14 protein-coding genes and 1 riboswitch are annotated in these 16,784 nt (G+C 42.1%); of the genes, 12 read left to right on the top strand and 2 right to left on the bottom strand.

The window, feature by feature from the left end:
• The first annotated feature begins 781 nt into the window (after positions 1-781).
• Positions 782-870: riboswitch (cyclic di-GMP riboswitch) on the top strand.
• A gap of 101 nt (positions 871-971) precedes the next feature.
• The 11 genes from J2S00_RS18910 (at position 972) to J2S00_RS18960 (ending at position 13,729) form a co-directional block, all read left to right on the top strand.
• Positions 972-2,708, top strand: coding sequence for a methyl-accepting chemotaxis protein (locus J2S00_RS18910; protein ID WP_307343622.1), 1,737 nt, complete (start codon positions 972-974; stop codon positions 2,706-2,708).
• A gap of 435 nt (positions 2,709-3,143) precedes the next feature.
• Positions 3,144-4,163, top strand: a complete 1,020-nt coding sequence (locus J2S00_RS18915; RefSeq protein ID WP_307343625.1) for an LLM class flavin-dependent oxidoreductase — start codon at positions 3,144-3,146, stop codon at positions 4,161-4,163.
• Between the two features lie 24 nt (positions 4,164-4,187).
• On the top strand, positions 4,188-4,748 hold the full coding sequence (locus J2S00_RS18920; RefSeq protein WP_307343628.1) for an NADPH-dependent FMN reductase: 561 nt from the start codon (positions 4,188-4,190) through the stop codon (positions 4,746-4,748).
• The gene (locus J2S00_RS18925; RefSeq protein ID WP_307343630.1) at positions 4,749-5,741 is read left to right on the top strand and encodes a hypothetical protein; all 993 of its coding nucleotides are present in this window, start codon (positions 4,749-4,751) and stop codon (positions 5,739-5,741) included.
• 14 nt (positions 5,742-5,755) lie between these two features.
• Positions 5,756-7,033, top strand: coding sequence for a fumarylacetoacetase (gene fahA, locus J2S00_RS18930; protein WP_307343633.1), 1,278 nt, complete (start codon positions 5,756-5,758; stop codon positions 7,031-7,033).
• A gap of 64 nt (positions 7,034-7,097) precedes the next feature.
• Positions 7,098-8,252 (top strand): homogentisate 1,2-dioxygenase, encoded by a 1,155-nt coding sequence (locus J2S00_RS18935; RefSeq protein WP_307343636.1) that lies wholly within the window; start codon positions 7,098-7,100, stop codon positions 8,250-8,252.
• Between the two features lie 172 nt (positions 8,253-8,424).
• A complete protein-coding gene (locus J2S00_RS18940; RefSeq protein WP_307343639.1) occupies positions 8,425-9,510 on the top strand; it encodes a TRAP transporter substrate-binding protein in 1,086 nt (361 codons plus the stop codon).
• A 19-nt stretch (positions 9,511-9,529) separates the two neighbouring features.
• On the top strand, positions 9,530-10,018 hold the full coding sequence (locus J2S00_RS18945; RefSeq protein WP_307343643.1) for a TRAP transporter small permease: 489 nt from the start codon (positions 9,530-9,532) through the stop codon (positions 10,016-10,018).
• A complete protein-coding gene (locus J2S00_RS18950; RefSeq protein ID WP_307343647.1) occupies positions 10,008-11,315 on the top strand; it encodes a TRAP transporter large permease in 1,308 nt (435 codons plus the stop codon). Before J2S00_RS18945 ends, J2S00_RS18950 begins: the two co-directional genes overlap by 11 nt.
• Positions 11,316-11,346: 31 nt before the next feature.
• Positions 11,347-13,350: an acetoacetate--CoA ligase gene (locus tag J2S00_RS18955; RefSeq protein ID WP_307343649.1), complete on the top strand. Its 2,004-nt coding sequence runs from the start codon at positions 11,347-11,349 to the stop codon at positions 13,348-13,350.
• A gap of 49 nt (positions 13,351-13,399) precedes the next feature.
• On the top strand, positions 13,400-13,729 hold the full coding sequence (locus J2S00_RS18960) for a DUF3870 domain-containing protein (RefSeq protein ID WP_307343651.1): 330 nt from the start codon (positions 13,400-13,402) through the stop codon (positions 13,727-13,729).
• Positions 13,730-14,670: 941 nt separating this feature from the next.
• Here the strand turns inward: J2S00_RS18960 and J2S00_RS20070 are convergent.
• On the bottom strand, positions 14,671-15,033 hold the full coding sequence (locus J2S00_RS20070; protein WP_307343662.1) for a transposase: 363 nt from the start codon (positions 15,031-15,033) through the stop codon (positions 14,671-14,673).
• Positions 15,034-15,043: 10 nt separating this feature from the next.
• Complete coding sequence (locus tag J2S00_RS18970) at positions 15,044-15,322, bottom strand: transposase (RefSeq protein WP_307343654.1); 279 nt, start codon at positions 15,320-15,322, stop codon at positions 15,044-15,046.
• Between the two features lie 314 nt (positions 15,323-15,636).
• Between J2S00_RS18970 and J2S00_RS18975 the strand changes: the two genes are divergently transcribed.
• Positions 15,637-16,431, top strand: a complete 795-nt coding sequence (locus J2S00_RS18975) for a CAP domain-containing protein (protein ID WP_307343657.1) — start codon at positions 15,637-15,639, stop codon at positions 16,429-16,431.
• Positions 16,432-16,784: the final 353 nt, after the last annotated feature.

Consider the following 16,784-nt stretch of genomic DNA (forward strand, 5'->3'; position numbering starts at 1 on the left):
GCCCTAAGCATGCATCTAAGACAAAGTATGAACATCGCTGCTTAAAACCAAAATTAAACATGGAAATCACCAGCCCGCATATGGTGGGGAGGGGGAAAGTATACCCTCGATCACTTAAGATCAATAGCTCTACAACCAATTATGGTATTAGGTTCCAAAATCTTGTTTACCTCACGGTAAAAAAGGCATTTTGCAAAAGCCTCAATTAAAAAAACACTTGAATATTTTAAAATAATGCATATACTAATTATAAGAATAATTTTATAAATGAACTGGCTTATCTATGAGGAATTGGGGACAACCCATTCCGTTAAATAGATAAACAACCAGTAGTATTGGGAGACTCAAAGCGAAACTTTAAAATCGTTTTGGGCTACCTCTATACTACTGGTTTTTTGTTTTTATATTTATCAAAAATGGAGGTTATTCAAATGGAATTTGGATTGTTTACAGTTTCTGATAACTACAAAGAAAAAATTTCTCGTTCGCTTGAGCAACTAATTTAGGAAATTATAGAGCAATCGGAGGTGCAGATCAATTAGGGTATGATGCCGTATAAGTATATCGTAAAGCTACGGTCAAGATTAAGCAGCTTTGCTGTGGCTTTCTCATCCCGCAGGGATGAAAAAGAAGGGTAAAGCTAAATGATTTTGGGATGAGGAAGCACACAGGCAATCTCATTTTACAGAATCGCGATCTGGTCATGCAAGAATCGTACTGGTCGAGCTATGTATATATTTTTTAGGTTTTTCTTAACAATTTTTCATAAAAATTTCTTCACACAAGAAAAAGGCAAACCCATTGAAAAGTGGGGACGCAAAGCCACAGATCTAAGGTCCTTCCCGGGACTAGGATGGCTGGGCTGCCTTGTGAAAAGACATCAATCGGCCTGTTTTTCCAGAGTTAGCCCATGCTATTTCCTTTAGGGAAATAGCTTCTTTTTTGTAAAAATTTAACTAGGAGGCATTATAATGACATTCAAACTCAGAACCAAACTCGTGTCGATCTCTGTACTGTTACTCATTGTACCTGCCCTGTTCATTGGCATCTTGGGCTATTACACCTCCAAAAACAGTCTAGATGATCTGGGCGCTACCAATCTGAAGAACAATGTTAAAATGGCTTTAAACGTGATTGAAGTGTTAAACCAGGAGGTGAAAGCCGGTCATTTGACTTTGGAAGAGGCGCAGGAAAGAGCTAAAATATATTTAATGGGAGAAAAACAGGCAGATGGCACAAGGGAAATCTCCATGAATATTGATATGGGCGAACATGGTTATTTCACAGTTATTGATGAACAAGGGTTGACTCACTTACATCCAAGACTAGAAGGGGAAAACGTGTTGGAATTGCAAGATTCAAGTGGCGCCTATTTTATTCAGGACTTTATCAGAACAGCTCAGGAGGGCGGTGGTTTTGTCTACTATGATTTTGGATTGCCCAACGCGCCAGATCAAATTGAGCCCAAAGTAACCTACGTAGAACTGGATCCCCATTGGGGGTGGATCGTGACGGCTGGCACCTATATGATTGATTTTAACAGTGAGGCCAATACTATATTTTATGCTTTATTGTGGACGCTATTAGTGGCTTTAGTTATCGGGCTCATTGTGATTTATTTCTTTTCCCGCCACTTGTCACAACCCATTTTAAACATTGTTGAGTATGTCCAACAGATTGCTAAAGGACATTTGGACCTTGAAATCTTACAAATCAAAAACAAAGATGAAGTGGGCACATTAGCTGACAACATCAACCATATGACCACCCATTTAAGAGAGATTATCACTCGGGTGACGGACGTGGCCCAACAAGTGGCTACCACATCAGAACAACTATCAGCCAGCAGTGAAGAAACCAGTAAAGCCACAGAACAAATTACTGATTCCATCCAGCAAGTGGCATCAGGTCAAGAACATCAGTTGAACGTTACCAAAGAATTAGAAACGGTAGTGCATAATATGAAAGGGGAAGTCGTACAGATGACTCATCATATCCAGGAGGTCACCCACTCAGCCTCAGACACCACCCAAATCGCTGAAGATGGCTTGGAAGTGGTTGAACGCTCCGTACAGCAAATGCAACATATTAACAATACCAGCGCAAAAATGGAAGCTGTCAGCCAAGAGCTTAATGAGAAAGCAGCAGAAATTGAAAAAGTGATTACTTTGATCACCGACATTTCAGAACAGACCAATTTACTGGCTTTAAATGCCGCTATCGAAGCTGCCCGAGCAGGTGAGCATGGACGGGGGTTTGCCGTCGTGGCCGAGGAAGTGCGCAAACTGGCAGAGCAATCGACCCAGGCTGCCAATCAAGTCAGTGCCTTGATTAAGGAGATTCAAGAAGAGACATCCAAAACAACCCAGGTGATGAATGAGGGAAACGCTGTGGTGCAAGAAGGAACCAATTTAGTGAATCAAGCTGGAGAGGCCTTTTCTCGTATTGCAGGTTCAGTCAAGGGGGTTTCTGATCAACTTAAAGCGGTTAATGCAGCCATTCAGCAGATTACGAAAGCCACAGACCACTTATTACAATCTGCTCAGCAAACCGCTCAAATCACTGAGCAGTCAACAGGACATTCCCAAAATGTGGCAGCTTCAGCTGAAGAACAGAATGCATCCATGGAAGAAATATCAGCAGCTGCCTCCACTTTAGCTAAAATGGCAGAAGACCTGCAGCAGCTGGTTTCCCGGTTTAAAGTATAATTGTCTCTCTCTTAAAAAGGATTATTGAACAAGGACTCCCTTAATGAAATGCTTAGACCGTACAATGCTTCCAAATTAGCCTGTGATCGTATCAATCTTGAATTAATAACTGCCCAAAGAGTCGTTTAAACTCACTTTTTAAAACGATAATCTTAGAATTGCTGTTCTTGTGAGAACTCTTGATGAATAATTTTGAAATTGATTCAAATAAAAAAACACTTGTATATCTTAAAATATTGTATATAATATAATTATAAGAATAATTTTATAAATGAACTGGCTTATCTATGAGGAATTGGGGACAACCCATTCCGTTAAATAGATAAACAACCAGTAGTATTGGGAGACTCAAAGCGAAACTTTAAAATCGTTTTGGGCTACCTCTATACTACTGGTTTTTTGTTTTTATATTTATCAAAAATGGAGGTTATTCAAATGGAATTTGGATTGTTTACAGTTTCTGATAACTACAAAGAAAAAATTTCTCGTTCGCCTGAGCAACTGATTCAGGAAATTATAGAGCAATCGGAGGTGGCAGATCAATTAGGGTATGATGCCGTTTGGTTTGCCGAGCACCATTTTAGTGAATATGGTATTATGACAACGCCTCAAATGCTGCTTTCAGTCATTGCTGAACGTACCAAAAATATTCGCCTAGGTGTTGCCATTGTGACACTACCTTTTCAAAATCCCATAAAAGTAGCTGAAGACTATGCTCTGTTAGATGTATTGAGTGACGGGCGAGTCAATCTTGGTTTAGGAAGTGGTTATTTACCCCATGAATTTACTGGCTTCAATGTAGATCCGGAAGAAAAAGTTCACATGTTTAACGAAGGTTTAGAAGTAATCGAAAGAGCATGGAGTGGTGAAAAATTCTCTCACAAAGGGAAGTACTACCAATATAACGACGTTCAGTTGCAAGTATTGCCCAAACAGGAAAAAGTACCATTATGGATCGGGGCTCTTAGTTCTCGCGGGGCGTATTATGTAGGGAAAATGGGACATAACCTTATGGGCGTTGCCTATGTGGCCAGCAATTCTATAACCGAACTAAAGAATATTATAGATGATTACAAAAAGGTGTATCGGGAAGCCGGCCATGATGAACAGAAAATCAACATTCCAATAGCGGTTCATGCTTATGTAGCTCCCACTAGAGAAGAAGCCATAAGAGACGCGAGAGAACATCTGAATCTCTATTTGGATACACGGCTCTATGGGCGCTCGGCCCAGTTTGAAGATTTAGAAGAACGAGAGCAATTGCTTATTGGTAACCCAGAAGATGTTATCCTAAGGTTAAAAAAATATGAGCAAGCCGGATGTAACCATATCATGATGCTTATGAATTTTGGTGGATTGCCTCATGAAAAGGTACTTAAATCAATGGAACTCGTCGCTCAAGAAGTGATGCCGGCGTTTAAAAAATCTTTTCAAACATCAAGTTTGGTAAAATGACATCGGAAATGGGAGATGAAGTTGATGAAACTGCTCGGGATATCTGGCACTATTTTAGGTTCTAAAACGGCGGTTCTTGTCAAACAGGTACTTGATGAAGTAGAGAAGCTCCGCGCTAATGTACAGATAGAGTTTTTAGATTTAAAAAATTATGAATTGCAGTTTTGTGATGGTAGGCCCACCTCCCACTATAATGACGATACGCAAGAAGTGATCAAAAAAGTCTCTGAAGCCGATCTGTATTTGATAGGAAGTCCCATTTTCAATGGTTCCATACCCGCTCCTTTAAAAAATGTGTTTGACTTAGTCTCACCAGAAGTTTTTCGTCATAAGGTGATGGGGTTTGTCGCTAATGGAGGAACTTATCAACATTACTTGGTAATTGAGAACCAACTAAAGCCCATCGCAGGATATTTACGTTGCTACGTGGCACCCAGTTACGTTTATGCCCACTCGCAGCATTTTAATACAAATAATGAGATTATCGACACAGATCTTCTCAACCGTATTCAAAAGTTGGCTACCGAGCTGATTATTATGCACAGAGGAATAGAAAAGACCAAACGTAAGGGAGGAATAAAATAATTGCTCAGAAATGTTGATCGTGCTGTTGATCTCAATCAAGGTGGTTCTTACACAAAAAGTGTGGTTCCCTTTTTAAAACGGCTCATTGATTACGCAGGACTTTTCCCGCCAGCAAGTTTAACTCTGGACCAAGCGATTAAAAATTATAAGGAATACAGTATTGGGACAGATGCCTGGATGCTAGGACCGTTTGTGATGCCAGCTTCTAAGATTGATCAACTTGACCCTTATGTAGAGCTGTTTTCTACAGATACACCATTAAATATTTCCGCGTTAGGTAGCAAAAGTGATCATCCACACAAGTTTAACGAAGTTTTACTTCAAGACCTGGCTAAACTTGAATCTTTCTCTAGTAGACACGGAGAACGTGTTAAAATGCGGGTATTCGAGGCACCATTGCCCATAGTCACCCCATTAGAGGAGATATTAGACATCCTCTCTGAAGAAACAGCAAAGCGTGGTTTAGACACATTTTGCGAGGCGCTCGTCCCTCTTAGAAATAATGATTGGGAGCAACAGATAACCTATGCACTTGATCAGATCTATAAACATAATTCTCAGTTAAAACCTGCTTTGGGGTTTAAGTTCCGTACAGGTGGGGTTACTGCAGAGCTGTTTCCTACCCCTCGTCAATTAGCAGCAGTGCTTGTAGGTTGTCGGGACAGAGGAATGGCCATGAAATTTACGGCTGGGCTCCATCATCCTGTAAGGATGTATCGTGAAGAGGTAAGCACCAGAATGCATGGATTCCTCAATATTTTTACTGCTGGCATGTTGGCGTATAAATATAACCTTGATATAAGGGTAACTGAAGAGATCCTCAAGGATGAAAACCCATCTCATTTCACTTTTACTAATGAGGGGTTAAGCTGGCAAGACAAGATGATTAGCGTGTCGGAGATCAGCGAATTAAGAAATAAGTTTCTATGCTCATATGGCAGTTGCAGCTTTGATGAACCACGAGAAGATTTAAGGGCCCTAAAAGTATTATAGAAAGGATGTAACTGATGTTACGTTCATTTATCGACGTCGATCCAGACTCGCACTTTCCCATCCAGAATCTGCCTTATGGCGTGTTTTGTCGTAGCGATAAAAGTTCTCCCAGGATCGGAGTAGCCATTGGAGATTATGTGTTAGACCTAGCTGTAGTGGATGAGGCGGGTTGCTTTAAAACCACTCCAGTAGCTGGGAAAGGGGTATTTAATCGGCCTTCCCTCAATGCATTTATCGGTCTGGGGCATACTGCCTGGCAAGAGGTGCGGTCCACCATACAAAAGTTGCTTAGTGCGGATGAGGCCACATTAAGAGATAATGAACGTCTTCGCGCTGAAGCATTGATCCCCCAAAAAGAGATTAAACTCCTGATGCCGGTGGAGATCGGTGACTACACAGATTTTTATGCCTCCAAAGAGCATGCTTCCAATGTGGGGACCATGTTTCGGGGTAAAGAGAACGCTTTAATGGACAACTGGTTACATCTGCCGGTGGGATATCATGGACGAGCCAGTTCCGTGGTGTTGAGTGGAACAGAAATACGTCGGCCCGTAGGGCAGTCAAAACCCCCTCACGCGAGTCAACCCATCTTCGGTCCGTCACAGCAACTTGATTTTGAATTAGAGATCGGCTGGTTTGTCGGACCGGGAAATAAGTTGGGGGAACCGATCACAATAGCACAGGCAGAGCAACAGATATTCGGACTGGTTTTGGTCAATGACTGGAGTGCCAGAGATATCCAAGCCTGGGAATACCGCCCCTTAGGTCCGTTTCTATCTAAAAGCTTTGCTACATCCATCTCGCCTTGGGTTGTCCCTTTAGCAGCATTAGAACCATTTCGAGTTGACGGACCTACACAAGATCCCGAACCTTTGCCTTATCTTCAACAGCAGAACAAAGGGGCCTTTGACATCCATTTGGAGGCCCATTTACAAGGGGAAGGGATGAGCGAGGCACAACGTATCTGTACCACAAACTTCCGCTATATGTATTGGAGTATGGCCCAGCAGACGGTTCACCATACGGTGGCCGGGTGTAATCTACGCAGCGGTGATCTGTTGGCTTCCGGGACGATCAGCGGTCCTGAAAAAAATTCGCGAGGATGTTTACTGGAGTTGACATGGCGTGGGGACGACCCCATTGATTTAGGATCGGGACAACAGCGAGTCTGGTTGGAAGATGGTGATCAACTGACCATTACCGGCTGGTGTCAGGGGGATGGATACCGCGTCGGATTTGGCGAAGTGACAGGTCGTATCCTTCCGCCGCTCGTGTCAGACGAAAACATTTAGTCAATTGTAAGCGATCTCAGGATCATTTTCCTAATCACAACGATACTGAAAGGAGCTGGTAGTTATGCCTTTTTACCGTAAGATGGGGGAGATCCCACGTAAAAGACACACTGTATTCAGAAAAAAAGACGGTACATTGTATCGTGAACAGGTGATGGGGACCAAAGGTTTTTCCGGCATGCAATCGATCTTATATCATCACTATATGCCGACGGAAATTGTTGGATCTAAATTGTTGCAAGACTGCCGGATCACCTATGAAGATCAAGACGCTCTTGTTCATCGTCATTTTTACACGAATGAGTATACCGAGAAGAGTGACGCAGTCAGCGGGAGACAGTTCATATTGGGGAATGAGGACCTGTTAATCGGTGTGGTCAATCCCACTGAACCGATGGGTTATTTCTATCGCAATGGTGATGGGGATGAGCTGTTGTTTGTCCACTACGGGACAGGGAAAGTAGAGACCATGTTTGGCACCATTACCTATAGACCTGGTGATTATATCGTTATTCCCATCGGGACTATTTACCGGGTAATTCCCGATGCAGGGGAGTCTAAGTTCCTGGTGGTGGAGACAACCAATTGGATCACGACACCCAAACGCTATCGCAACGAACACGGCCAATTGCTGGAGCACAGTCCATTTTGTGAGCGGGATATCCGTGGTCCGGAAACGTTGCAAACTTTTGCTGAACGAGGAGAATTTGAAGTCAGAACCAAATCGAGAGGATTCTTGCATGCCCATATTTTAGGTCACCATCCCTTTGATGTGGTTGGATGGGACGGATACCTCTATCCTTGGGCTTTCAATGTGGAAGATTTTGAACCTATTACTGGCCGAATTCATATGCCGCCACCAATCCATCAAACATTTGAAGGACATAACTTTGTAATCTGTTCCTTTGTTCCCAGGTTATATGATTATCATCCTGAGGCCATTCCTGCTCCTTATGATCACAGCAATGTGGATAGTGATGAAGTCCTGTATTATGTCAAAGGGAATTTCATGAGTCGTAAGGGGGTGAAAGAAGCTTCCATCACCTTGCATCCGTCTGGCATTCCTCATGGCCCACATCCAGGGAAGGTGGAAGACAGTATTGGTAAAAAAGAAACGCATGAATTGGCCGTCATGATCGATACGTTCAGGCCCCTACGTGTAGTTAAACAGGCTCAACAGTTTGAAGATACAGGTTATAAGTATAGTTGGAAAGTTTAATTGTCGTTTTCAAATTGTAATACTATTCGGATTCGGCGATCAAAATAATGACTTCACCCCAACCTGTAGGGTATGATAAGGGAGAGAGGATGACTTACAGAGGGGTGAAGTCACTATCTGCATTCAGGGGGAAATCTCTTCAAACGTTACTTAAAATACGAGGGGGATAAGGATGAAAAAAAATGTAACTTTGAGACAAGCTTGGTTACTCTCCTTGTTTATGTTGGTGACTTTACTTATGCTCACGGCATGTGGTTCAGATACCACGGCAGATGAAACCAATTCAGAAGAACCGAATCAAAGCGAAGGTGAGACATATAATTTGTCTGTCTCACATCACTTACCGAGCCATCATCCCATTCAAACTGAGGTGCTAGAACCATTTTTGGCGGAGTTAGAAGCAGGTACTGACGGGCGAATCACTGGGGATATCTATGCGGCCAATTCATTGGGAGATCCCAGTGCCCATTATGAATTAGCTGTCACCGGGGTAGCTGATATTTCGCTCACTGTGCATGGTTTTACACCTGGTGTATTTCCCTTGGTACAAGTGATTGAATTTCCTTTCTTTACTAAATCTGCAGAGAAAGGGTCAGAAATTATTTGGAGACTATATGAAGAGTTTCCAGAATTGCAGGAAGAACATGCCGATACCACACCATTATGGCTATTTACAGCTGAACCTGCTCAAATCCTGAGTGCCAGTAAACCCATTAAAACGCTGGAGGATATGAAAGGGCTACGGGTACGTTCGCCTTCTCCACTAGCTAATAAAATCATTGAAGCACTGGGTGCCACACCCGTTTCAATGCCTATGGGTGACGTCTATGAGGCCTTAGCAAGAGGAACAATTGACGCAGCAATGGCTCCATTTTCAACAGCGCATGATTATAATTTTCATGAGGTGATCGACTATATCACCGTAGGGTATTTTTCCATGACCCCGTTTTTCTCAGTGATGAACACCGATCTCTATGAAAGCCTATCTGATCATGATAGGGAATTGATAGACGGCTTGACGGGATTAAAAATGGCCCAACATGCAGGTGCTACATTCGATAAAGCCGGTGAACGAGGAAAGCAGACAGCCCAAGAAAAGGGTGTAGAACTCATTGAATTAGACGAAGATCAATTGGCGCTGTGGCAGGAAGCTTTGGAACCTGTTATTGAGGAGTGGATCAATGAGATGGAACATGCTGGGCTACCAGGTCAAGCGATTTATGATCGAGCTGTTGAGTTAAGTGAGGAACTGAACTAAACGAGATTAGGTGATCGATATGGAAAAGAAAATTCTATTTATTAGTAAAGGGCTACACTATGTAGCCCATCTTATTCTTTTAATCATGATGTTCACCGTCACCGTAGATGTCTTGGGCCGTTTTCTCATTAATCGCCCTCTGTTGGGCTCATATGAAATTACTCAAATGGGCTTGGCATTGACGGTGTTTTTTAGCCTGGCTTATACTCACTATGTTAAGGAACATATTACCATCGATTTTGTTGTGGAAAAATTTCCCCCCACGGTTCAAAAAATATTTGATATTGTGATCAGCCTGGTTATTGCGGCCTTAATGGGTGTGATCTGTTGGCAATTGTGGGAAAGTGCACAGCGTTTTTTAAAGTCCAATGCCGTCACAGGTGACTTAGGCATACCAGTCTATATTTTCTATATTATGGCAATGGTGGGGACTGTTGTGTTTGCATTAGTCGCTTTCGTAAACGCTTTGGCTTTAATACAGAAGGAGGATTACCATAATGAGTCCTGAACTAATTGGTCTATTAGGCATTCCCCTGCTCATTATCTTGCTTCTCCTCAAAGTCCCTGTTGGCATCTCATTATTATTGGTTGGCACCGTGGGATATGCAACAATCAGAAATATAGAGAGCGCATTAAAAGTGTTGGGAACCAGCACATTTAATGTAGTCAGTTCGTATAACTTAAGTGTTATTCCACTATTTATTTTTATGGGGATGATTCTAAGCTATTGTGGATTCGGCAGTGATTTATACCGTGCCTTAGACCGTTGGATGGGACGGGTAAAGGGAGGACTCGCCATCTCCACCATCGGGACCAGTGCCATTTTTGGGGCGATCTCGGGCTCTGTTAATGCCACCACGGCGACATTAGCTAAAGTGACCCTCCCAGAAATGAAAAAATTTCGATATGATCCCGGCTTATCAACAGCCAGTGTAGCCGCAGGTGGTACCTTAGGTCTACTGATTCCCCCCAGTGTTATATTAATTTTATATGGGATTTTGACCCGGGAGTCTATCGGTGCTCTACTAATTGCCGGCATTATTCCCGGTATTATCCAAATGATTATCTTTATTATTATCATATTTGTGTTGGTCAGCCGGAATCCTTCTTTGGCGCCCCCACGGAGTCAGGTGATTCCGCTCAGCGAAAAAATCCGCTCCTTAAAAAGCGTATGGCCTTTTTTGCTGATGTTTGCTCTTAGCATTGGTGGTATATATTTTGGTGTTTTTACGCCAACAGAAGCGGCTGGAATAGGCTCATTTGGAGCACTGGTCATTGCCTTACTCTCAAGGCGGTTAAGTTTTCAAAAGCTAAAAGCATCCATTGATGACACTCTCCGTTTATCAGCTATGATCTTTTTAATCTTAATGGGGGCAGAAATTTTTAGTCAGTTTCTGGCTATTAGTCGTATCCCCTTTGAAACCACCAGCTATTTAGACAGTTTGACCTTAAACCCATATATTATCCTGTTTTTCATTTTGTTGACTTTGTTTGTTTTAGGATTGTTTATCGAGGGACTTTCTATATTGGTCATTACATTACCAATTATATACCCGCTTATTATTGAGTTGGGATTCAATGGGGTTTGGTTTGGTGTCATTATGGTCATGCTCAATAACATTGGGTTATTAACACCACCTGTTGGTGTCAGTGTGTTTGTCATTAAAGGTGTGGCGAAAGATGTACCTATACAAACCATTTTTAAAGGGGTTATCCCGATGTTGCTGGCCATTGTCATCTGCACTGCCATTTTAATTTTGTTCCCGGATTTGGTTACATTTTTACCCAGCCTGATGGGGAATTAATCAGGGCGAATTGGAGCAGGAGGGAGAGCTGATGAGTACAAAAAAGAAAGCGTCTCTGGCAGAAGGTCAACTGCTTTGGCAGCCATCTGAAAAACAGAAAGAGCAGACCAATTTGTATCATTATATGACATGGTTGAACCAAAAGCAGGGATTAAACATCAAAGATTATCATGAATTGTGGTCGTGGTCGGTAGAAAATATGGAAGATTTCTGGTCGTCTTTATGGGAGTATTTCAATATTCAGGCAAAACAACCCTATTCTAAAGTATTATCTGGGGGCCGAATGCCTGATGTGCGTTGGTTTGAAGGTGCCACTTTGAACTATTCCGAGCACGTCTTTCGTTACATGCGCCCCAAAGAACCGGCGATTTTCTTTGCATCCGAATTGCGTCAACTAGACACGCTCAGCTGGCAAGAGCTATATGACCAAGTGGCGTCCATGGCAGCGGGACTTAAGGCTATGGGAGTAAGACCTGGGGATAGAGTGGCCGCTTATATGCCCAATATTCCTGAGACCGTGGTGGCCTTTCTGGCAACCGCTAGCTTAGGTGCCATATGGTCCAGTTGTTCACCCGAGTTCGGCAGTTCCAGTGTGATTGACCGCTTTAAACAGATCGAACCCAAGGTGTTGTTAGCTGTTGATGGTTATCGTTACGGCGGCAAAGATTTTAACTGTTTTGATCGGGTAAAACAGATTCAAGCGGCCATCCCTAGTTTGGAAAAGACCGTTCTCCTTCAATATTTGGGAGCTTACACAGATTCGACTTCGTTAACACAGCTGGTTAGATGGGAAGAAGTACTGGCTCAACATCAGGGTGCTGAGTTGAAGTTTGAGCAGGTACCGTTTGATCAGCCACTATGGGTATTGTATTCTTCTGGAACTACAGGCCTTCCTAAGGCCATTGTACAGGGGCATGGCGGCATACTGTTGGAGCACTTGAAGTTGGAGACGTTTCATTTAGATTTAAAGCCAGAAGACCGTTTATTCTGGTTTACGACAACGGGCTGGATGATGTGGAATGTGGTAGTTAGTGGGCTCCTTACAGGAGCAAGTATCATTCTTTTCGATGGAAACCCGGGGTACCCCGATCTTAATGTGTTGTGGGAGCTGGCTGAACAAACGCAAATGACAGTCTTTGGAACAAGCGCTAGCTTCTTGACCCAATGTATGAACCACGGACTGGAACCTGGGCAACATTTCAACCTAAACGCTTTAAAAACGATTGGCTCTACCGGATCTCCTTTGTCGCCGGAGGGATTCAAATGGGTTTATGAACATGTGAAAAGCGACTTATGGTTGGCCTCTGTGAGCGGTGGGACTGACCTTTGCTCAGCCTTTGTAGGGGGCGTGCCCTTATTGCCTGTCCATGCCGGTGAGTTGCAAGGTCGAGCGCTTGGTGCCCATGTGCAGACCTTTGATGAGTCTGGTCGTGCTGTTATTGATCAGGTGGGTGAATTGGTCATCACTGATCCCATGCCTTCCATGCCTTTATATCTATGGGGTGATCACAGGGGAGAGCGCTACAGAGAGACTTATTTCAATATGTACCCGGGAATTTGGAAGCATGGGGATTGGATGAAGATCACTCCACGGGGAACTTGTGTCATTTACGGACGTTCCGATTCTACAATTAACCGTGGTGGTGTGCGGATCGGCAGCAGTGAGATCTACAGCGCTGTCGAAAGCATGGCTGAAGTATCAGACAGCCTGGTCATTGACTTGCAGGAGGAGTCTGGGAAGGGGGACAGCATGCCCTTGTTTGTGGTTCTTAATGAAGGGTTTCAATTAGATGAGGATTTGAAAAAGGCTATTAAACAGTGTATACGAGAGAACTGTTCTCCCAGACACGTGCCTGACGACATTTATGCTATTGAACAGGTGCCACGCACATTAAATGGTAAAAAATTGGAGGTGCCTGTTAAGAGAATCATCATGGGAGGGGCTGTTGAACAAGTCGTAAGTAAAGATGCCCTTCAGAATCCTGCTTCCCTCGATTATTTCATTCAGTGGAGACAGAAGTACTTTGCTCAATGATCATAGTCAAGATCTTAATGATTTCATAAAGAGACAGGGGGCATGACATATGGTAAATAGCAGAGATAAAATATTGGTTGCAGGTTTTGCCCAGTTTCCGAAAGGAACCCCGGTCTATGAACTGCAAAAAGTTATTGGTTGTATATTGATCATTGATAAGGAAAAAGATATGATCATCGATGCGACATTTACATTCTTAATGGACACCACTCGGGACTTTTTAAGATCCCTGGTCAGTGGGAAATGTATCAGAGAAGGGATTGATGATCTCATTGACGAGATTGAAATACGCTGCAACATTCCTGGACAACGGGCGTTAATTCAATCCGTCATAAATGCTTATGAGCGGTATTGTGATATAAAAGAAAGTCAAGCATAACAGCCATAAAATAACGAAGAAGCTGGCTTGCCTACGAGGAAAAGGGTATCGCCCTTATCCTAAACAGAGCAGGTAACAACCAGTAGTTAGGGGGTGTTGAAACGATTTTAAACATCGTTTATTCATCTCTACACTGCTGGTTTTTTATTTTAATATCTAAAAGAGAGGGGAAGTAGTGTGGAAAAGATATATTTGGCTCATCAATCTAGTCGACGGTTCATTAATCAACACCCGTCAGTTCTGGCTCTCGGTTTCTTCGATGGAGTGATATTACCCATCAACGTTGATTCGTTATTGTGTACATTTTTGAGTGGTATTTATCAGAGGACATCGTTTTTTACCTATATATTAGCGGTGCTATTAACCATTGCTATTCTACCTATTAGTATACAAAGTTTAGATAAGCTTGTACCTGCACTTACTTAAAGGAGAGACAAAAAAACGTTTTTATACGCAGTCCATGTTATGGGTGTGCTATGGCCTTATTCTGGAGTCCAGTAGAACTATTGGTCATAGCGAGTATTGACCAACTGAATGCCAATTATCTTGTTCTACTGCCTATTTTGCTCGTGACCAGTTTGGTTTATTTGTATGTTGATTGGCTATTGCACAGGAAAAAATATACTATTCCTTTAGGGGAGCTGAATATAGAGAGAAAAGGCGTTTTCAATAAGAAAGATGCTCTTAAAGTCGGTTAATTTTTCTTTGCAATTTTTAGTTTTTTTGCATTAGTTCTCTTAACAGACTATTTTTTAAACAAAGGTTTCTTAGTATTGATTACATTTGCATAAAAACCTATATCTATATTAGATAGTACAGATTATTCTGAACAAATAATTTAAGCTCGAAGAGCTAAAAAGTGAATAATTAACTAAAAGTGGCACTGTCTATTTGGTAAAAATATACATTTAACATTCGTACGGCTCAACACATGATACGGGTTAAGGTGTACCCCTGGCTAGTTTCTTTGAACGAAACTGAATACGTTGAAACCACTTTTCATAGGGTTTGCAAAGTAGGGCTTTTAACCATCGACTAAGTTGTAGCAAGGATTGTTTGGCGTTCGTTTCCAGTTGAACAAGAACCAGGAGGCAAAAGGTAATCATTGCGATGTAGATTTGGTTTTCTACAGCTGTTTCACTCATTCCGTAAAATGACTTGATACGTACATGTTGTTTTAACCATTTGAAGAACAATTCAATGGCCCAGCGTGAGCGGTAAATTTCACCGATGTTTTCAGCATCCAGATCAAAGCGGTTTGTTATGATGCGAATCAGATTTCCTTGAGAATCGACCGTCTTGATGAGACGTCCGTTACTGTGGCGTCCCTAAGAGTACCATGGACTCGGACAGAATCGGACTGTCTTTTGGAACCTCAAAGGTTTCGATTTGTGTGTCACTGCCTTTTCTTAAGGCGAGAAGTAAAAAAGATCCCTTTATCAAAGAAACGATCAATGTTTCGTAATTCACATATCCATGGTCGAACACATACATGGCTTCCTTTTCATCAACTAGAACCTCAAGTTGACTACGGTCATGTTCATTTGCCGGTGTGATCACAGCCTTTTCTGGATAAACATTCTCTTTATCCATAAAAACGAGACGCAAATGTAACTTGACACCAGATTTTGTTCTCCGAAAAGTGGCCCATTTGTAGTTCGTCAAAGATAGAAAATTAATTGTTGAATCCCACATGTCAACTTATAAAAAAAATTACCGAAATAAAAACTGATCACTTATAAAAAAATCTAACCCAAAAGGTACCACGAAGTGGTGAGAAAGCTAAGAATTGATCATTGGCTTAGCTTTTTTTTTTTGACTTTGTTAAGGTAAAAATTTACATATTAACATATGGCTAAAGATGGAACCCTAATCATAAATCATAACAAAGAAAAGGAGCAGGTAACATGAACAGAAAATTACTAACCGTATCTATCGCCAGCTTACTATTTCTCATGATTGTAGCCTGTACCAATGCAGGTGATCAGGCGCAAGATATCAGAATTATTGATGAAGACTATATCGAAAATCTAAGAGCCGATGGTCTACAGGCCGAAGGGATCCAAGCCAGAGGTCAGCAAGCTGATCTTGAAAATACACAGGGTCAAATGTCAAGTGAATGTACAACGATCCCTAGTGATCAGTTCCCCCATACGCAAGCTGTTCCTATTCAACATGCCATATATGACTTTATTATTGTTGACGGACAACAGCAACAACAACCACAACCTCAACAACCACAACAACCGCAGGCACCAGCCAATGAACAGCGTCAACAGCCAGCTCAGCCGGATACCACCGCTCAGCCTGATGCAGCAGAAGGGATCAGTCAGTTTGAAGCACAAGTCATTGAATTGACCAATGCAGAAAGAAGAAGAAACGGGTTACCTGATTTGCAAACAGACTCAGCTTTAAGTAAAGTTGCACAAGTAAAATCTAACGACATGCAGCAAAATCGTTATTTTTCACATACCAGCCCAACATACGGTTCCCCTTTTGATATGATTAGGGACTTTGGTATAGATTTTAATTCTGCTGGTGAAAACATCGCCCAAGGACAACCTACCCCTGAGCAAGTGGTTCAGGCCTGGATGAACAGCCCGGGTCATCGCGCCAATATATTAAATGAAGGGTATACTCATATTGGTGTAGGCCACAACGAAAACGGCCATTATTGGACCCAAATGTTCATAAGCAGATAAAATTGGTGTAAATAGAAAAATAAAACTTTGGAATACCAATGAAGGCGATGAACAGCGCAGCCTAGACTCCATGAGGATATGGCTGCGCATTTTCGGTTTGGAAAAAGAAGACGGGTAAAACAGGGTGAATACAAGCTTGAAAGATAAGATTATTAATGCATATAATCCACTTAGCCAGATGTTATGACAATAAGTATTGATATTAACCGGCATATTTTTCACTAAAAAGATCTGAACAGCAGGTGAAATGAATTATGGTGTCAACATCATTTTTAAATTCCTCAAAATCATCAACTAAAAATTCCCCAGTAAACGTTTGAAATTTGCCCCGCAGTGGGACGTGTTTATTTATT

It is taken from the genome of Caldalkalibacillus uzonensis, from assembly GCF_030814135.1.
Lineage (GTDB): Bacteria > Bacillota > Bacilli > Caldalkalibacillales > Caldalkalibacillaceae > Caldalkalibacillus > Caldalkalibacillus uzonensis.